The following is a 19,384-nucleotide window of genomic DNA, read 5'->3' as shown; positions in this document are numbered from 1 at the left end:
TTTTTTATTGATCGGAGCGTTAAGTACGCAAATAATTGTCAGGTATTTCAAGATAATTAAATCAATGAGGAATGATCATGTCGAATATTCTTGTACGAAAGCTGGCAACCGGCACAATTTATAAATTGGTTTTTATCGGCTTATTGGTTGGCTTTCTGCCGTTATCTCTCGTGTTAGGCGTTTAGGCTATTTTGATCTGTTTTATGTTACTTGGAATCAACAGCCGGTTAACGGTATCGCCGCATTTTACCTGGTGCCGATGATCCGACTTTTCGTTGCCTTGACTCGGGGCTTGATTGTCGGAAGTATCATTTCGTTAGGATTATGGATCTATTCAAAATTCAGACCGATCACACGCTCTTTTTATGAAAATAAAACAGCAGAATCCTGAATCCATTGCGCGACCGCCCTGCGCCACTGCCGTAAGTGTTGTTTTTTACTGCCTGCCGCTGCTTGCAACGCTTGCCAATCAAAGTGCGGTTCGGCTCGTATCAGCCGTTGCAAAGCGGGATAGGTCGCCGCCAATGTGCGGTTGGCATGGGCAAAGCCGTGCAATTGGCGCAGATCATCAGCGTTAAGTTGCCAATCAATCTCAGGAAAATCGATCTGTCGTTGCAGAGTGGTAAATAAAGCGTGAGCGGCAAGTGGAAAATTGTGTAAAAATTGGCGGCGCGCAATCTGGCAAAATCGCTCACCCGAGCTTGATAACGGATAAATCGCCATCACACTGTAGCAGCCGCTGCTCGCCTCTTTGCCGCTGCTAACATGAATAATCTGAAAACCGCACTTTTGCCAAAAATTCGCTAAATCTGTGCCGTAACCAAAACTGACTGAGATAAAATCCAGCTCCGCACGGCAGTCCTCAAGTAGCCGTTGCAATAACTGTTTGCCGAAGCCTTGCCGCTGCAAGTGCGGTAACAACGCAATACGTGAAATCCGCAACGAGCGCAAAGCACAGGCTTGCGGCAAGTCCGCTTGAAAACACAGCGCTTGCGCCACCAGATTGCCGTTTGGGCGACGTTCACCGCGCCAAATTTTTTCGATTAAATCTGAGTCGGTAATACCGCCTTCCGCCAACGCCCAAATACCGCCGACGATCTGGTTTTGTTGCTTTAACAGCCAAAAGCGTTGCCCTTGTGCGTCAAGCAAACGGCGCAAATCCAACGGCGAAGTGCGGTAGTGCGCCAATGACAACAGGCGGTAAAATTGGCGGATTTGCTGCGGATCGGCAACCAACGCCGCTTGTGAAATTTCAGCGAAAGTCAAATTTTCACTCTGGCTGTTGGTGGGAGAAAGTTCATTGGTTAGCAACAATAAATCGTCAAGCCAACGTTCCAACGGATCGTGTTCGGCATAACGCAACGGTTGTCGTAAATGCAGAAGCTGACAAGTGCGGTCGGTCAGTTGTTTGAATTTCAGCTCAAAACCCCGCCCCGTGCCTTCGTAGCCGTGGATGGTGGTGGTGAGCAGAATATGCTTAAAATAGCGGCAGATCGTTGCCAGCATTTCGAGCGGAATCATCGCCGCTTCGTCAATAATCAGCCAACTGTCTGCAAACGGCCGTGGATTGTCATTCAAGCGCGCAATCAAATCATCCGGTGCGAAAAAGTGCGGTTGCCGGCGGCAATGTTGATACAAGGTCTGCACCGCACTTTGGTTCGGCGCAGTCAGAAAAACCGCACTTTGCTTTGCCAATTGATCGGCGACCATGCCGGCAAGGGCGGATTTGCCGCGCCCGCGATTGGCAGTGAGCAGATACAGCTCCGCTTGCGCAGTTAAAATTTGCCGTAACACCCGTTGCTGCCGCAAAAGTGCGGTCGGCGGCAGTTGCCACAACGCATTTGCAATCTGCGGCAGCGGCGGATTGGATTGTGTTGGATAATAAATCGGGATCTGGTGCCGCTCAACCGCACTTTGCCACCAAGTATAAAAATGCCGCGGCGTGATCGCTTGCGTTGCACCATTCCAGCGCAGGCTGTCCAAATCCATTTGCGTCTGCCAATCTTCAGGCAACAACATCAGCAATACGCCAGCGGCTTTAATCGTCGCCGCCACTATTGCCAACGCCGCTAAATCCAAATTCAACACGCCATGTTGCCGGCAATCATAAACCGCACAATCCCACTCCTGTCCCAACAGATTTTTAGCATGGGCGAAGGCGTAAAACGTGCAATTCGGCGGTAGAATTTCAGGCGGTTGCGCAGCACAATAAACCGCACTTTTATGCGCATTTAATGCGCAAAATGCGGCGATTTGTCGGCTTAACCAAACATCATCACCGCATAGAATCAATGGTTGGCGAAAAAAGGGATTCTTCATCAGAAAAACAGGTTATGCTTTTTCACTCAAATACGGATCGTCAAATCCCAAGGACTGCATAATTTCCGTTTCCAGACTTTCCATCTCTTCCGCTTCGTCATCATCGATATGATCGTAACCCAACAGGTGTAAACTGCCGTGCACCACCATGTGCGCCCAATGCGCCGACAGCGGTTTTTGCTGCTCCGCCGCTTCCCGCTCCACCACTTGGCGGCAAATCACCAAATCGCCCAGCAACGGCAATTCCACTTCAACAGGCGCTTCAAACGGGAATGACAACACATTGGTCGGGTAATCCTTACCGCGATAAGTGCGGTTTAGTGCCTGACTTTCCGCTTCATCGACAATCCGCACCGTCATTTCCACATCATCAAGACTTGGCTTGACCGCACTTTGCGCCCATAATTCGATTTCCGCTTGGGTCGGCAAGCCCGCCGTATTTTCACAGGCAAGTTGCAGATCGACAATCACCTGTTTCATGCCGGTTCTCCTTGTAACAAACGTTCCTGATCGCGCGCTTTACGCCGTTCCTCCGCCAATGCCTGACGGCGGATTTCGTCTTCCCGTTCCCAAATTTCATAGGCTTGCACCACTTTGGCAACCACCGGATGGCGCACCACATCGCTGCTTTCGAAGAAATTAAAACTCAGTTCCGGCACGGTTTGCAGCACTTCCATCGCGTGTCGCAGCCCGGATTTTTGACTGCGCGGCAAATCGACTTGGGTAATATCGCCGGTGATCACCGCTTTGGAATTGAAACCGATTCGGGTGAGGAACATTTTCATCTGCTCGACGGTGGTATTTTGGCTCTCGTCTAAAATAATAAAGGCATCATTCAGGGTGCGGCCGCGCATATACGCCAACGGTGCAATTTCAATCACATTGCGCTCAATCAGCTTTTCCACCCGCTCGAAACCCAACATTTCAAACAGCGCATCGTACAACGGACGCAAATACGGCTCGATTTTTTGCCCTAAATCGCCGGGTAAGAACCCCAATTTCTCACCGGCTTCCACTGCCGGACGCGTGAGCAAAATGCGGCGGATTTCCTGTTTTTCCAATGCTTCCACCGCCGCCGCCACCGCTAAAAACGTCTTGCCCGTCCCTGCCGGACCGATGCCGAAACTGATGTCGTGGCGCAAAATATTGTGCAGATATTGGATCTGATTGGCACCACGCGGCTTAATCACGCCGCGCTTGGTTTTCACCGTGGTGGTATACACTTTCGATTCCGAGCGCACTTCGCTGTTTTCCTCCGCCTGCGCTAAAATCCGGCTTTCCTGAATCGCGATATGCACATCTTCCAAATCCAGTTCTTTGATTTTGCCCTTAATCGGCGCGGTATCGGCATACAACTGCTTAATCAGCTTCGCCACCGCTTTCAGTAATTTCGCCGACTGCTTCTGCTCGGATTTCTGCTCTGATTTCAGGGTGAAACTAAAATCACGTCGCAGAATTTGCAGCTTAAAGGTGTTTTCAATCCGTTGCAGATGATCGTCAAACGCCCCGCACAGCGACTGCAAACGCGCGTTGTCTTGCGGTTCTAAGGTAAAGGATTCGATAAGTTGTTCGGTCAAGGGGAGCCTCTTTTATGACAGCGGAAAGTGGCATTATTATAGCCGTTTTTCGAATAAAAACAGCTATTCTCGCGCAACAAAAGAGGCAGGGAGAGATAAAAGTGCGGTCAGCGTTGTTCAAATTGGGTAATCATGTCCAAACGGTTTTGGTGTCTGCCGCCGTCATAAGCCGTATTTAACCAAAGTGTCGCCAACGCTAACGCTTTTTCCGGCGTGATAATATTTGCCCCGAAGGCAATAATGTTACTGTTATTGTGTTCGCGCGACATCAGGGCACTAACTTCATCGCCACAAAGGGCGCAACGAATGCCGTCGATTTTATTCGCTGCAATCGAAATGCCGATGCCAGTGCCGCAAATTAAGATCCCTCGCTCCACTTCGCCTGCAACCACCAAATCCGCCACTTTTTTAGCATACCGCGGATAGTCGGTTCTTTCCGCACTGAATGTGCCGACATCGAGCACACTATGCCCTTGGCTGGTTAATTTTTCAATTAAAAATTGTTTATGAGATAAGCCAATGTGATCCGAGCCGATGGCAATTTTTTTGTTCATTTTATATTCCTGGTTATCTATTAGCATACTTATCTATTACCACATAATGCTGCGCCGATTGCACCGTTAAAAGAGGAAGAAGTGGCTTTTAATACCGTTAATTCATTATATGGCAATGGTTTTCGCACATAAGACAGGCTGTCTTTTTTCAGTTGTGCATAAGGGAAATCCTGCATATCCATTACGCCACCGCCTAAAATAATCGCATCAGGATCAAACAGATTGACGCAAGTACCGACCGCCTTTGCGACGCGGTTTAAATAACGATGAACAAAATGCTCCTGCTCCGCTTGGCTAAATAACGCATCAATCGGATAGGTTTTAGTTGAACTGTCGTACCAGCGTTTTAACGCAATGCCGGAGCAATTGGTTTCCAAACAGCCGTAGTTGCCGCAACCGCAACGCAGATCGTCATCGCCATAGGGAATATGCCCCAATTCCCCGGCAACACCGTGCGCGCCTAAAAAAATCTCGCCCTCATTCCATACGGCAAAGCCCATACCTGTGCCTAAGTACAAGCCCAACACCAATTTATCTTGCAAATTAAAATGTGAGACATCGTAGATCAGTTGCAAATTGACATCGCGCTCCAACCGCACTTCACAATCAAACTGCTTGCTCAAATAAGGAGCGAGCAGATCAAGTTCTGCCTGTGAGATCGACAAATTCGGCACTGACAACACTCGCTGCCGATTCCGAGAAATCGCCGCCGGTAAACCAATGACAATCCGTTTGATCGGATAATCCGCCGCAAAAGCACGGCAAAATGCCTGAATGCCCTGTAAAAAATCATCGCTAATAATCTCAGCCGTTTTCTTTTTTTCGGTCAGCAGCACCGCACTTTGCGCATTCATCACACAAATGCGCGTATGCGTCGCCCCCATATCAATCCCGATCACCACCGGGTTTGCACTTGTCATAAACTCCCCCAATCCATCTCAACTGACCGCACTTTAACTAACCCGCGTTTTAATTACCCCATATTTTCATTAGCCATACTGCGCAATGTTTTTTTCCATCATATTCCATGCCGTTTCAATATCCGGATCGTTATGAAATAAACCCGATGTGCCGACGATTAATACATCTGCCCCGGCGGAAATCAACATTCCATAGGTTTTCGGATTGCAAGAACCGTCGATTTCAATTTTATAAGACAGTTGATTCTTTTCTCTGAATTGTTTTAATTCGCGGATTTTATCCAACATTTCAGGAATAAACGATTGTCCGGCAAAGCCGGGATCAACCGTCAGCACCGTCACTTTATCCACTTTATGCAAATAATATTTCGCCATTTCAAGCGAGGTTTCCGGATTAAATATCAAACCGACTTTCATGCCTAATTTTCGAATTTTTTCAAATAAACGAAAGGCTTGTCCGGAAATCGTTTCGACGTGTACCGTCACCATATCGCAGCCTGCTTGTGCCAAATCATCAATATAATTTTCCGGATTTGTCACCATCAAATGGCAATCCAGCGGCTTAGTCGAAATTTTATTCACTTGACTGACAAAAAACGGCGAAAGGGTAATATTCGGCACATAATGCCCGTCCATAATATCAATATGAAAATACCCGACTTTTTTATCCAAAAATTCAATTTGCTCTTTAAATTTAACTAAATCCATGCACATCAAAGATGGTGAAATTAGAATGTTTTTATTCATAATGCCTTCCTATAAAATTAACGGCTAATTAACCGATCCAAAGCAACGGCTGCGATAATTAAACCGCCCATTACAACCAATTGATAATATGTTTGTACTTGCAGAATATTTAATCCATTATTGATGGTGCCGATAATCAAACCGCCAATAACCACGGAGAAAATTCGTCCTTTGCCACCAAAAAAGCTGGTTCCGCCGATAATTGCACTGGCAATCGCATAGGTTTCAAAACCGACACCGGCTAATGGCTCTGCCGCCCCTAATCTGGCTGTTGAAACAACACCTGCCAAACCGGCGCAAATACCTGAAATTATAAATACCGCCAAGGTGTGGAATTTAACGTCGATTCCTGAATAATATGCTGACTCTTTATTCCCGCCTAACGCGTAAATATTTCTACCTAATCGCATTTTGGCGGTTAAAAACCATAGGAAGAAAGCAATGACAATCGCAAAAATAACCGGTACAGGAATGCCCAAAACACTTTGCGCGAAGAAATCGACAAATTCAAAAGAGAATCCGTAAACTGAGTTTGCATCAGAAATCACTAACGTCACGCCACGGAAAATCGCATTGGTTCCCAGTGTAATAATAAAAGGATGTAATCCGGTATAATTAACCAATAATCCGTTAATTGCGCCTAAACCACCGCCGACAAAAACACCGCCAATAACCGCTGCCCACAAAGGATCTAAGCCTGCAAGCATTAACTTGGCAGTCACCATACCTGCCAAGGCTAAAATTGATCCCACCGACAAATCAATTCCGGCAATCAAAATAGCGAAAAATTCCCCCATACCAATTAAAACAGTGACCGAGCTTTGTACGAAAATTTGTTGGATATTATTTCCCGTCAGAAAATATTGCGGGGAAATTGATCCAAAAATGACAACAATAATGGCAAGAATAAAAAATGTGCCGTATTGCTCCCAAAAAATAGGAAAATTAAATTTGCTTTTCATTATTAATGGCTCCTTCTCCGTCAGGCAGTGCCCAATTCATAATTAATTCTTCCGTCAAATTTTCATTGTTATCCAATATTGCGGATATTTTCCCCTCTCTAAATACAACCGCCCGATCACATACCGACATAATTTCCGGTAACTCGGAAGAAACCATTAATATTGCTTTACCGTCACTGGCCAACTCGCGCATTATTTTATAGATTTCGGCTTTCGCCCCCACATCAATCCCTCTGGTCGGCTCATCAAATATAACCACCTTCGGTTGACAAGCCATCCATTTAGCGATAATAACCTTCTGCTGATTACCCCCTGATAATTCCGTGATATTTTGTTCAACCGACGAACATTTTATGAGTAACTTGCTTTTTTGCTGCTCTGCCAATTCCTTTTCATCTTTTAAATTAAACATCCCCAAGGCACCTTTAAATCCTCCGTCTTTCAAACTTTTGGAAATGGCAATATTTTTATTAATAGAGAAATTAGTGAAAAAACCATTTTCACGCCGACTTTCCGTAATATAAGCCATCCCTTTTTTTACCGCATCGAAGGGAGATGACGGCGTGATTTCCACACCATTGAGATAAATTTTTCCGGAAATTTTTTTATCCACACCGAAAATGCAATTCATTAATTCCGTTCTGCCGGCGCCGACCAATCCGGCAAATCCCAATATTTCACCTTTATTTAATGAAAAAGAAATATCATTCACTTGTTTTTTCTTTTTGCCCGTCAGGTTTTTCACTTCAAAAACAATCTCATTTTTTTCTTCTCTTTTAATTTGTTTGAAATGTGACTGTAACTCTCTGCCGACCATTAATCTGACGATATCGGAGTTAGAAACAGCTTTAATCATGCCTGAGGTGACACTTTCGCCATCTTTTAGCACAGTGTATCTGTCACAAATTTTTCGTATCTCATTGAGCTTATGTGAAATATAAACAATCGATTTTCCGTCTTTTCTGAGTTGATTCATGATTAAAAATAAATATTCAATCTCTGAATTCGTTAGCGATGATGTGGGCTCATCCATAATGATAATACTGACATCGGAAATAAGAACTTTCGCAATTTCAATCATTTGTTTATAAGATATAGATAAATTGGCCACTTTTTCATCCAATTTGACTTTAATTCCCAAGCGCAACAAAATAATCGCCGCCTGAACCCGCATTGTTTTCCAGTCAACTACTGGCACACCCAGCACTTTTTTATATAACAAGCGGCCTATATATAAATTTTCCAAAACAGTAAGTTCGTCTATAAGGCTGAGTTCTTGATAAATAATACCGATACCCAATTCAGAAGCGGTTTTATGATCTAAATATTCGTATTCGTGTCCTCTAATAATAATTTTCCCTGATGTCGGTTTATGGATACCGGATAAAATTTTCATCAAGGTTGATTTTCCAGCTCCGTTTTCCCCCAACAAAGCATGGATTTCATGAGTATAAATATCGATATCTACGCGTTTTAACGCTTGCACCACGCCAAAACTTTTTGATATCTCTTTCATACTGACCAAGAGTTGATTCATACAAACCTCATTCAAAATGGGGAGATAAACGATTACCTCCCTTTAATCATGATTATTGGGTAACTAAAACGGCATCAACGGTTTCAAATTTCGGCTCTTGATCAACCGGGAGTTGCTTACCGCCTTTTACGGCATTGACCAATAACCGCAAACCGTTAGCCCCGATTTCAGCCGGATTTTGCGCTACGGTTGCCGTTAATTTTCCTTCTTCAACCATTTTTCTTGCCTCAGGCACGCCGTCGGTACCGACAACCAAGACGGAATTCAATTTTCCGGCATTGGCCACCGCTTGAGCAGCCCCCATCGCCATGGTGTCATTGGCGGCATAAAATGCTTTGATATTGGCATTGCGTGACAGAACATTAGTTGCAACATCCAGCGCTTTGATTCTGTCCCAATCCGCCGGCTGGCTTGCTACCAGTTTAATTTGCGGATTTTTTTCAAAAACGTCCGTTGCACCACGACGACGCGCCTCGCCGGAAGCATTGCCGGCTTTACCTTCGATAATGGCAACTTCTCCGCCTTGTTCGCCTAACCGATCCACAATGAACTGTGCCGCTTTGGCGCCTACGGCGACATTATCCGTGGTAATAAACGCCTCAACATTGCCTTTTGCTTTGCGTAAATTATCCAAATCGGCTTTTTCATCAAGATTCACGAGATAGATCCCTTGTCGATATGCCTTAGCCGCCGGCATCACCAAATTTGCCGGAGATAACGGTGCAAAGGCGATGCCTTTATATCCCTTGTTGATCAAATCTTCGAAAAGTTGTAATTGAGACTGATAATCGCCCTCCGATGGCGAGGCAAAGATATCGACCGATACATCAAGTTTCTGCGCTTCTTCCTCAATTCCTTGCTTCATTTCCACCCAGAACGGATTGGAAAGTGTTTTCAAAATAACCGCATATTCGGCCGCTTTTGTTGCCATAGAAAACGCCATAGCTAAAATTGCCAAGCAGGAAGCAATGACTTTAAAATTCTTTTTCATGATTCGTCCTCATTTTTGATTTCAAATGACTACTATATGTTTGATGTTCTGAACAAAATACACACAAAATAAAAGTGCGGTATCGCAATACCAACTTTACAAATAATATGATTTCGTACAGACGATAGTATTTATAGCACTAAAAAAGAATGAAAAACGCGATCAACTTCACAAATTAAATATTTTTGTGAAGTTTTAGGGATGATTTTAACTTGCCACAAGAGCCAAAATCAGCATAGACGAACGATAACCAGCTGATAAACAGATTGATATTGATTGAATATACGAAATTATAAACCGCGTATTACCGAGTAATCATACCGCTAAAACATCCGTTACTTCTGACGAAAATAATCGGTGATATGGGAGGTTTTATCTAAATTCACTTCAGAGAAGGTCATATTTTGCCTCGCCACCGTAACAAAAAACGCATCAACCAAAATCAATTGCAAGATACGGGCTGAGGCATTTTTGCCTAAAAGCGGGGTGTCGGGGGCTGGGGTGCAGATGATGAAGTCGGATAATTCTGCAATCGGGGAGATATAGCTGTGAGTGATACAAATAATTTTTGCGCCGTTGTTGCGCGCCACCTTAACCGCTTCGAGCAGATCGCTGGTTTTGCCAGAATGGGATACCACCAACACCACATCGTCTTCCGTTAGCATAGAGGCCGACATCATCATCAGGTGGATATCACGATAAGTATTGCAGCGGATACCTAAACGTAAAAATTTATGCGCAATATCATCGGTGACCGTATTCGAACCGCCCGCCGCATATAAATCCCGATTTTTGGCATGAAAAAAACATTTGGCTGCGGTTTCGATCACTTGCGAGTTAACAATAGACTTACCTTCTTTGATCGTTTGTAATGAGATATCAAAGACTTTGTGTACCAATTCGTGAACGGTATATTCCTCTGATAATTCAATATTGATGGCATTCTTATCATGGAAATAAAACGACAATTGCGCCCTCAAATCCCGAAAACCATTAAAACCCAATAATTTTGCCACCTTGACGATTAACGCTTCCGATACCGACAAATTTTCTGCAACCGTGTGAAGTGCGGTTTTACTGGTTAAATTTTTGGGATTAAGCAACCATTCCACAATTTTCTTTTCCGTCACGGTCATACTTTCTTGAATCATTCTGATTTGCGGAATGAGCGATTCCGATTTTTTGCTGTTCAAATTCATTATCTCCATGATAATCGTAGCTGTTATTTTATCATTTATAACATGTAAAAGAACTTGATGTTTCGATCCGCTTCACAAAAAACCGTTATTCATAAATTTTGCAAAAATCTTATATGTACCCCATTCAAAACAAAAGGGTTAAACCGTATTATTGGTTTAACCCTTATCTGCCTATAGCGCTAAGAAAATATTTTCCAATTTAAAATCCCAACGTTAATCCATCCGGATTACGTGGGTCAGAGGCGCCGTAAAATCCATCTTCGCGGGCTTGGATAATTTGTACCCGCCCCATAGTCGCCTTAGGAATGACGTTATAGCCGTCTTGTTGCAATAGATGGATGGTGTCCGGGCTGATACCCTCTTCAATCCGAATTTCATCCGGCAACCATTGATGGTGCACGCGCGGCACCATAATCGCTTCGGCTGGGTTCATGCCATAATCAATAGTGTTAACAATACTTTGCAGCACGGTGGTGATAATACGAGCCCCACCCGGACTACCGGTCACCAGCCACGGTTTGTCGTCTTTCATCACGATTGTCGGGGTCATTGATGAAAGTGGACGTTTTTTGGCGGCGACCGCATTGGCATCGCCGCCAATTAAGCCGAAGGCATTCGGCACGCCGGGCTTGGCGGAGAAATCGTCCATTTCGTTATTTAACAAAATCCCCGTGCCTTCGGCGACAATCCCGCTGCCAAAATTCAGATTCAGGGTATAAGTCACTGCCACGGCATTACCGTCTTTATCCATAATCGAATAATGCGTGGTCTGATCGCTCTCATAGGGGTGCGGTTTCCCCGGTTTGATTTCGGATGAGGGGCGGATTGTTTCGGCAGTGATTGCCGTCGCCAGCTCATCGGCATATTTTTTAGAGATCAACCCGTTAACCGGAATCCGGACAAAATCCGGATCACCGAGATATTCGGCGCGATCGGCATAGGCGAGTTTCATTGCTTCGGCATAATGGCGAATCGCTTTGGCACTGTTTTGTCCGAATTGTTGCAATGGGTACCGTTCCAAAATATTCAGTATTTGCACCAAATGAATTCCACCCGAACTCGGAGGCGGCATAGTCACGATGTGATAACCACGATATTCACCTTCAATCGGCTTGCGTTCAACGGCTCGATAATTTTTCATATCATCCAAAGTTATCAAACCGCCGTGCTTTTCCATTTCTGCCACGATTTTTTGCGCAATTTCACCTTCATAAAAGCCTTTGCCGCCTTGCGCTGCGATCAATTGCAACGACTTTGCCAGATCTTTCTGCACCAATAAATCGCCGATTCCTAACGGTTCGTCTCCTTTGAAAAAGATTGCTTTGCTGTCTTGCCATTTAGCCAGATTACCTTTTTCAGCCTTCAGAGTTTCCCCCAAGGTCGCACTCACTACAAATCCCTTATCCGCCAATTCGATTGCCGGGGCAATAACCTGTGCCAATGACATTGTTCCCCATTTTTTCAGGGCGTGTTCCATACCGGCTACCGTGCCGGGAACCCCGACCGCAAAATGCGTAAACAATGATTTACCGTCAACCACATTGCCGTCTTGATCCAGATACATCTCTTTAGTTGCTTTGAGCGGTGCAATTTCACGGAAATCCAAGGCTACGCTTTGTTTGCTTTTAGCATCATAAAGCACCATAAAACCACCGCCGCCGATATTGCCCGCATTCGGCAGCACCACCGCCAAGGCAAAACCGACCGCCACCGCAGCATCAACCGCATTACCCCCTTGTTTTAAAATATCTAATCCGACTTGGGTTGCCAGCGCCTGTTCTGTTGCCACCATACCGTTTTTTGCATAGACCGGATGAAAAATATCCATGCTCTGATCATAACGAATTGCGGCTTGCTGAGTCTGCGTTGGAATCACATTGGCGGCGAAGGACGTTGCCACACTCGAGAGGGCAAAAACGGAAACGGCGAATGAAGAGAGTAAAAGTGATTTTTTTAATTTCATCAAAATGCTCCTGATTGGTTTTAGGCGAAAAACTTAAAAAGAAAATCGCTTAAAATTTAACATTAATTTCACAATAACATTGAAACCCAAAAAAGCAATATGACGATGAATATTTTATTAAAAAAAATAATTTAACTTAGAAAAGAAATAAAAATAATGCGACGTGATTAAAAAACCTCTTATTCGGCAATAAGAGGTTTAATGGTTTGACTGGGGGAAATTAGGCATTCACTACATACTGCCCCACGCCCAACTCATCTTCTTGGCGGGTGCGTTGGATCACGCTTTGCGGGCTTTGCTGTATGCGTAAACCCATTTGATCTTCGGTGCGGATCACCTCGCCGCGTAGCGAGTTGGTCCACACATCGGTGATTTTAATATCGACAAATTTGCCGATCATGTCCGGCGTGCCGGCGAAATTGACGATACGGTTGGTTTCGGTGCGCCCGGTCAGTTCCATCACGTCTTTTTTCGACGGTCCTTCCACCAACACGCGCTGTTCCGTACCCAACATTTTGCGGCTGTATTGCATGGCTTGTTGGGTAATACGTTGTTGCAGCAGGTATAACCGCTCTTTTTTCTCGGTTTCGCTGACATCGTCCGGCATATCCGCTGCCGGCGTACCCGGGCGTGCGGAATAGATGAAGCTGAAGCTCATATCGAAATTCACTTGCGCAATCAGATCCATCGTTTGTTGGAAATCTTCCTTGCTTTCGCCCGGAAAGCCGACGATAAAATCAGAGCTGATTTGAATCTCAGGCCGCACTTTGCGCAGTTTGCGGATAATCGATTTATACTCAAGTGCGGTATGGTTGCGTTTCATCATGGTTAAAACGCGATCCGAGCCGCTTTGCACCGGCAAGTGCAAGAAGCTGACCAATTCCGGCGTATCGCGATAGACATCCACAATATCATCGGTGAATTCAATCGGGTGGCTAGTGGTGAAACGCAGACGGTCAATGCCGTCAATCGCCGCCACCAAACGCAGTAATTCGGCAAAAGTGCAAATGCCGCCATCAAAGGTTGCGCCACGATAGGCATTGACGTTTTGCCCTAATAAATTGACTTCGCGCACGCCTTGCGCCGCCAGCTGTGCGATTTCAAATAATACATCGTCCACCGGTCGGCTCACCTCTTCGCCGCGCGTATAAGGCACGACGCAGAACGAGCAGTATTTATTACAGCCTTCCATAATCGACACAAACGCCGTCGGCCCTTCCGCTTTCGGCTCCGGCAAGCGATCGAATTTTTCAATCTCAGGGAAGCTGACATCCACCACCGCACTTTTGCCGTCACGGATTTGATTGAGCATTTCCGGCAGGCGGTGCAGGGTTTGCGGCCCGAAAATAATATCCACATAAGGTGCGCGATCACGAATGTGCGCCCCTTCTTGCGAGGCAACGCAGCCGCCTACGCCGATCACCAGTTTCGGGTTGGATTTTTTCAGATCTTTCCAGCGCCCTAATTGGTGGAACACTTTTTCTTGTGCTTTTTCACGAATCGAGCAGGTGTTCAGCAGCAGCACGTCGGCTTCCTCGGCATTTTCGGTCAGCTCGAAACCGTGCGTGCTGTTCAATAAATCCGCCATTTTCGATGAATCGTATTCGTTCATCTGGCAGCCCCAAGTTTTAATATGTAATTTTTGAGTCATGTTAGTTTCTTCGTTAGGACACGGTTATCGACCGTACTAAATTAAGGGTTATCGATCATTTTGCAATGATTGTAAGACCGGCTATTCTACCGATTTGCAGGATTGCTGACCAGTAAAAAACCGATTTTATTTGTGATTTGCTTTGGAAAATGCGGCGCTGCGAGTAGAATAAAACGCAATAAAACAACGAGCGAGAGAAAGTATGTTGAAGCAAAAAGAGGTGATTGTGATCGGCGGCGGCATGGTCGGGTCGGCAGCCGCTGTCGGCTTGGCACAGTTGGGATTGAATGTACATATCATCGAGCGTGGCGCGCTACCGCACTTTGCTGCCGAGCAGCCTTACGACATTCGGATTTCCGCCATTAGTGTTGCCTCGGTACAATTGCTAAAGGCATTGCACGCATGGGACGCGATCCGCGCTATGCGGGTCTGCCCGTACCGCACTTTGGAAACCTGGGAAATCGACGGGTTTTCGACCTTGTTCAGCGCACAAGATCTGGATTTACCCGAACTGGGCTATATGGTGGAGAATAACCTGATCCAACTGGGGTTATGGCAATCCTTTGCCGCCTATCCGAATTTGAGCACCAGCGTTCAGCAGCCGATTGAACACATCGAAAAGTGCGGTCAAGACTGGCAAATCCGCTTGGCGAACGGCGATTCTTATGCCGCGCCATTATTATTAGCCTGCGACGGTGCAAATTCGCAACTGCGCCAAATCGCCGGTATCGGCTTAACCGGTTGGCAATATCGCCAAAGTTGTCTGCTGATTTTGGTGGAAACCGCACTTGAGCAGCAAGATATCACTTGGCAGCAATTTTTCCCTAGCGGCCCACGCGCATTTTTGCCATTGCTCGGTAATCAAGGTTGTTTAGTGTGGTACGACAGTCCGGAGCGGATTCGCCAACTGCAACAACTGCCACTCGAGCAGCTGGATCAAGAAATTACAGCAGCCTTTCCAACACGTTTGGGCGCCGTCAAAAGCCGACAAGCGGCTTCGTTTCCGCTCACCCGTCGCCATGCGCAAGCGTATTATAAAAAGGGCATTGTGCTGTTGGGCGATGCCGCTCACACCATCAATCCGCTTGCCGGACAAGGGGTGAATTTGGGCTTTAAAGACGTGAAAGTGCTATTGAACGTGATTGCCGACGCACAAAAGTGCGGTCAGGCGATAGATGACGAAACCGTCTTGGCACGCTATCAACGTTTACGCCAAAAAGACAATTTGTTAATGCAAAGCGGTATGGATCTGTTTTATAAAGGATTTAAACATGATGTATTGCCGCTGAAAATGTTGCGCAATGCGGCTTTGCTGGCGGTCAATAAAATCACGCCGATTAAAAAACGGGCATTAAAATATGCGTTAGGCCTGGCATAACCTATTGAACCACCAACATGCCCATACAACCTTTGTCCGCCAGCATTAAATCGCTGCTGCCGAAGGTGAACGGGTAATTATTCGATGACGTATGCTCGAATTTCACCAGAATAGAGAGGTTGCCGTTAACCAAAACCGTATCGCGCCAACTCAGCTGCGAAGCGTCAACTCGTTGCCCGTTGAACGATTCGAGCATAAATTTCGCGCCTTGCACGCTAAAACCAATCGGCGCGCTGGCGGTCAGATTCCAACGTTCATACGAACCGAGTTTTGCATTGACATCGACCCGGCGCGGATCAAATTTTTGCCGATTAATCAGTGCATTATCCACATCAATGACAAAATCACGCTGTTGTGCCACGTCAACCTGATGACTAAGCTGTTCTTGCCGCTGAAAATCCGGCTGTTGATTAAATACAGAAAGCAAACCATCTGGGCGTAATTCCAACACGGTGTTATCCACCAGTTCATCATCATCGGCAAACCATGAGGTCATTTTGTCAAACAAACCGCGCTTTTCACCGCTGATGAGGCTAACATTGCCGCCCTCATTCAAATCGACCAAGATTTCGATACGTTCGCCGGGCGGCACAAAAACCGACCGCACTTCACGCAGTTGCGGCAGAAATCCCAAGCTGCCCGCCAACACCAGTATGCTGCGCCCGTCATCAAAGTTCAGCTGGTAACTGCGTGATACCGAGGCATTCAAAATCCGCAAACGCACCCAACCGCGCGCCACATTCAGATAAGGGGCTTCACCGCCGTTAACAAATAAGCGATTGCCTAAAAATTGCGATTGATTCAGATTGAAAAGTTGTTCACCTTGATTATTCAAACTGAGATCTTGCAAAATCAACGGAATATCATTAATACCGTATTTATTCGGCAGCTTGGCTTTTCGGCTCTCCGTGTCGTCAATCCACCACATGCCGACCAAACCGCGATAAACCTGATAAGCCGAATGCGCCAGCGTATCGGCATGATACCAGCAAGTCGCCGCGGGTTGGGTAATCGGCACAATCGGCGCCCATGATGTCGAAGGTTGGAATTGGCGCCCGATGCCGCCATACAATTCCCCGCTGACCTGTAGCCCCTGCAAACTGATGGAAATTGCCTGCGCTAGCTGGTTATGGTAATTCAAGCGAACGAAATCGCCCTGTTTGCAGCGAATCGTCGGCCCGAGATACAGTCCATTAAACCCCCAAGCTTCGACCTTTTTATTGCCCTCGAATATCCGCTTGCTGCTGCTCATAGACAATAATACCGGCCGCCCGCGACCAACGTCCAACACCGGCGGGATATACAGGGCTTGCTTGCTCGAGGCAGCGGCAACAGTAGGCAAAACCGCACTTGCCCCAAGTGCGGTTGCCGTTTTTAAAAGTACTCGGCGCGATAATCCGGATTTCATCGGCAACCTGTCTACGAACGGTTCGCCAGCTCTTGATCAAGCTGTTCGATTTTTTGTTTCATCACCGCATGGCAATAATTCGCCAACTCGCGTACATTCTCACGGCTATAAGCGGAGGTGTCAATCGGCGGCAACATTTCACAAATCACCTTACCATTATTCCAACGGTTCAGATTGATTTTATTATGCAAATTGCTGCAACAAACCGGCACAATCGGCACGCCGGCTGCAATTGCCGCATGAAAAGCCCCGGTTTTAAACGGCAGCAATCCGCGTCCGCGACTACGCGTACCTTCCGGAAACATCCAAATCGAAACCTTATCCTGATTAATCCGTTGCGCCAACTCACCCATGGTAGAATGGGCTTTATTCTTATTATCACGGTCAAGTAAAATATTCCCGCTTGCCCAATATAACAAGCCAAAAAACGGAATAAACGCCAGGCTTCTTTTACCGACGCTCACGGTTCTCGGCCGCACCATATATGCCATGGTGACCATATCATAATTATTCTGGTGGTTGCCAATATAGATACAAGGCCCGTTATCACTTGCATTCGCAGCAAAACGGTGCTCGACTTCGATTCCGAACAGCGGATGCAAACGCCCGAACCAACGGGCAACCACGCCGACGTTACTTGGATTTTTAAAACGAATCAGTGAATAAATTGTGCCTAACAGACAAATCAAAAGTGCGGCAAACACCACCACAATTGCACGTGACAATAATAACATAGACGAGTTCCTGAAAATTTTGTTAGAGTATAACGAAAATAGCCAAATATGTGTATCAAATCATGACAAAAACCTACTTTATTGCCGACCTTCATTTAAGCGAACAACAACCGCATTTAACCGCACTTTTTAGCCGATTTATGCAAAACGAAGCGGTAAAAGGCGAGGCGTTATATATTTTAGGCGACTTATTTGATTTTTGGATTGGCGATGATGAAAATTCCGCTTTAGCGCAGTTAGTACAAGCTGAAATTAAGCGCCTAACCGATAAAGGTATCAAGGTGTATTTTCAACACGGCAACCGCGATTTCTTGATTGGCGAAGGCTTTGCCGAAAAGTGCGGTTTAATTTTATTGCCCGAATATCAAATAATTAATCCATACGGCACACCGGTCTTACTTTGTCACGGCGACACGCTCTGCACCGATGACATCAACTATCAAGCATATCGCAAAAAAGTGCATAGTATTTGGCGGCAGAAAGTCTTTTTATGCCTACCGCTCTTTATCCGCCTGCGCATTGCCAATAAAATCCGTCGCAAAAGCCAACGCCAAAAAAGCGAAAAACCGGTTCGGATTATGGACGTTAATCCTGATTTTGTCTTGGACACAATGCAACGTTTTGCCGTCGAAACTTTAATTCACGGTCATACGCATCGACAGGCAATCCATCATAGTCACGCACAAAACCGCACTTTTACCCGAATCGTCTTAGGCGATTGGCGCAACAGTGCGCCGTATTTGGTTTATGATAAAAACGGTTATGGATTTGCCGAAATTGAATAAGAATGACGCCTGAAACAGGAAGATAATCAAAAGATAATAGGAAAAATAAGAATACTAAATATAGTTAATAAAAGATGGCAGGGGCGGAGAGGCTCGAACTCCCAACACCCGGTTTTGGAGACCGGTGCTCTACCAATTGAACTACGCCCCTAGATTGTAAGTTGGCGGAATGGACGGGACTCGAACCCGCGACCCCCTGCGTGACAGGCAGGTATTCTAACCAGCTGAACTACCACTCCGCTGAAATTGATAATTGGTAGTGACCTACTCTCACATGGGGAGACCCCACACTACCATCGGCGTAACAACATTTCACTTCTGAGTTCGGCAAGGGATCAGGTGGGTCTGTTGCACTATGGCTACCAAAATTTTTTATTTTCTAAATAAACTCTATTGATTAAGTTTACTTAGAAAATAAAATCCGGCGGTGTCCTACTCTCACATGGGGAGACCCCACACTACCATCGGCGTTACGGCATTTCACTTCTGAGTTCGGCATGGGGTCAGGTGGTGCTACCGCACTATCGCCGCCGGAATAATTCGGCTTGATTGTCTTTGTTTCTTCTTACTTTGTTTTGTTCTCTATTTTTTATTCTTTCAGCGTTTCTTTCGCTGTTATTCCTATTCGGTCACAAGCTATTACTGATTCAAACTCCTCG

The 19,384-nt window shown here is 45.8% G+C and carries 16 protein-coding genes, 2 tRNA genes and 2 rRNA genes; 2 read left to right on the top strand and 18 right to left on the bottom strand.

The features are described from left to right. Positions 1–363 precede the first annotated feature (363 nt). The 12 genes from ACWA50_RS06335 to miaB all read right to left on the bottom strand — a co-directional run bounded on the left by ACWA50_RS06335 (position 364) and on the right by miaB (position 14,420). Entirely contained in the window at positions 364–2,319 is a 1,956-nt protein-coding gene (locus ACWA50_RS06335; protein WP_431050830.1) for a tRNA(Met) cytidine acetyltransferase TmcA, read from the bottom strand. 12 nt (positions 2,320–2,331) lie between these two features. Beyond that, positions 2,332–2,799: an rRNA maturation RNase YbeY gene (gene ybeY, locus ACWA50_RS06330; RefSeq protein WP_431050828.1), complete on the bottom strand. Its 468-nt coding sequence runs from the start codon at positions 2,797–2,799 to the stop codon at positions 2,332–2,334. Next, complete coding sequence (locus tag ACWA50_RS06325; RefSeq protein WP_431050826.1) at positions 2,796–3,896, bottom strand: PhoH family protein; 1,101 nt, start codon at positions 3,894–3,896, stop codon at positions 2,796–2,798. Before ACWA50_RS06325 ends, ybeY begins: the two co-directional genes overlap by 4 nt. A 107-nt stretch (positions 3,897–4,003) precedes the next feature. Next, positions 4,004–4,450: a ribose 5-phosphate isomerase B gene (rpiB, locus tag ACWA50_RS06320; RefSeq protein ID WP_431050824.1), complete on the bottom strand. Its 447-nt coding sequence runs from the start codon at positions 4,448–4,450 to the stop codon at positions 4,004–4,006. A gap of 29 nt (positions 4,451–4,479) precedes the next feature. Further along, entirely contained in the window at positions 4,480–5,370 is an 891-nt protein-coding gene (gene alsK / locus ACWA50_RS06315) for an allose kinase (protein ID WP_431050822.1), read from the bottom strand. 69 nt (positions 5,371–5,439) lie between these two features. Continuing rightward, positions 5,440–6,117: a D-allulose 6-phosphate 3-epimerase gene (gene alsE, locus ACWA50_RS06310; RefSeq protein WP_431050820.1), complete on the bottom strand. Its 678-nt coding sequence runs from the start codon at positions 6,115–6,117 to the stop codon at positions 5,440–5,442. A gap of 17 nt (positions 6,118–6,134) precedes the next feature. After that, positions 6,135–7,079 (bottom strand): D-allose ABC transporter permease, encoded by a 945-nt coding sequence (alsC, locus tag ACWA50_RS06305; RefSeq protein WP_431050818.1) that lies wholly within the window; start codon positions 7,077–7,079, stop codon positions 6,135–6,137. Then, positions 7,063–8,616 carry a D-allose ABC transporter ATP-binding protein AlsA gene (gene alsA / locus ACWA50_RS06300; protein WP_431050816.1) on the bottom strand — a complete coding sequence of 518 codons (1,554 nt, stop codon included), beginning with the start codon at positions 8,614–8,616 and terminating at the stop codon, positions 7,063–7,065. The genes alsC and alsA overlap by 17 nt, the downstream gene beginning before the upstream one ends. Before the next feature lie 52 nt (positions 8,617–8,668). Then, the gene (gene alsB, locus ACWA50_RS06295; RefSeq protein ID WP_431050814.1) at positions 8,669–9,607 is read right to left on the bottom strand and encodes a D-allose transporter substrate-binding protein; all 939 of its coding nucleotides are present in this window, start codon (positions 9,605–9,607) and stop codon (positions 8,669–8,671) included. Between the two features lie 335 nt (positions 9,608–9,942). Beyond that, complete coding sequence (alsR, locus tag ACWA50_RS06290; protein ID WP_431050812.1) at positions 9,943–10,806, bottom strand: transcriptional repressor AlsR; 864 nt, start codon at positions 10,804–10,806, stop codon at positions 9,943–9,945. 199 nt (positions 10,807–11,005) lie between these two features. Then, complete coding sequence (gene ggt, locus ACWA50_RS06285; RefSeq protein ID WP_431050810.1) at positions 11,006–12,769, bottom strand: gamma-glutamyltransferase; 1,764 nt, start codon at positions 12,767–12,769, stop codon at positions 11,006–11,008. Between the two features lie 220 nt (positions 12,770–12,989). Beyond that, a complete protein-coding gene (gene miaB, locus ACWA50_RS06280; RefSeq protein ID WP_431050808.1) occupies positions 12,990–14,420 on the bottom strand; it encodes a tRNA (N6-isopentenyl adenosine(37)-C2)-methylthiotransferase MiaB in 1,431 nt (476 codons plus the stop codon). A gap of 202 nt (positions 14,421–14,622) precedes the next feature. Here miaB and ACWA50_RS06275 point away from each other — a divergent pair, with 202 nt between their 5' ends. Beyond that, positions 14,623–15,798, top strand: coding sequence for an FAD-dependent monooxygenase (locus ACWA50_RS06275; protein ID WP_431050806.1), 1,176 nt, complete (start codon positions 14,623–14,625; stop codon positions 15,796–15,798). Position 15,799: 1 nt separating this feature from the next. Here ACWA50_RS06275 and ACWA50_RS06270 read toward each other — a convergent pair whose 3' ends face one another. Beyond that, complete coding sequence (locus tag ACWA50_RS06270) at positions 15,800–17,206, bottom strand: multicopper oxidase domain-containing protein (RefSeq protein WP_431050804.1); 1,407 nt, start codon at positions 17,204–17,206, stop codon at positions 15,800–15,802. Positions 17,207–17,217: 11 nt separating this feature from the next. Then, the gene (locus ACWA50_RS06265) at positions 17,218–17,940 is read right to left on the bottom strand and encodes a 1-acylglycerol-3-phosphate O-acyltransferase (RefSeq protein WP_431050802.1); all 723 of its coding nucleotides are present in this window, start codon (positions 17,938–17,940) and stop codon (positions 17,218–17,220) included. Positions 17,941–18,002: 62 nt separating this feature from the next. Here ACWA50_RS06265 and lpxH point away from each other — a divergent pair, with 62 nt between their 5' ends. Next, positions 18,003–18,725 carry a UDP-2,3-diacylglucosamine diphosphatase gene (gene lpxH / locus ACWA50_RS06260; RefSeq protein ID WP_431050800.1) on the top strand — a complete coding sequence of 241 codons (723 nt, stop codon included), beginning with the start codon at positions 18,003–18,005 and terminating at the stop codon, positions 18,723–18,725. Between the two features lie 75 nt (positions 18,726–18,800). On the opposite strand, the gene ACWA50_RS06255 is transcribed toward lpxH, so the two are convergent. From ACWA50_RS06255 to rrf (ACWA50_RS06240), 4 genes are all read right to left on the bottom strand, one after another. Further along, positions 18,801–18,876, bottom strand: a tRNA-Trp gene (locus tag ACWA50_RS06255). A gap of 11 nt (positions 18,877–18,887) precedes the next feature. Continuing rightward, positions 18,888–18,964: transfer RNA gene (locus tag ACWA50_RS06250), tRNA-Asp, on the bottom strand. Positions 18,965–18,976: 12 nt separating this feature from the next. After that, positions 18,977–19,092 (bottom strand): 5S ribosomal RNA (gene rrf / locus ACWA50_RS06245). 52 nt (positions 19,093–19,144) lie between these two features. Continuing rightward, positions 19,145–19,260, bottom strand: a 5S ribosomal RNA gene (gene rrf, locus ACWA50_RS06240). Positions 19,261–19,384: the final 124 nt, after the last annotated feature.

The sequence above is a fragment of the Testudinibacter sp. P17/SS/0325 genome, from assembly GCF_053570765.1.
Note: the sequence above shows the minus strand (reverse complement) of the source record. Positions and strands in the feature narration are given on the sequence as shown.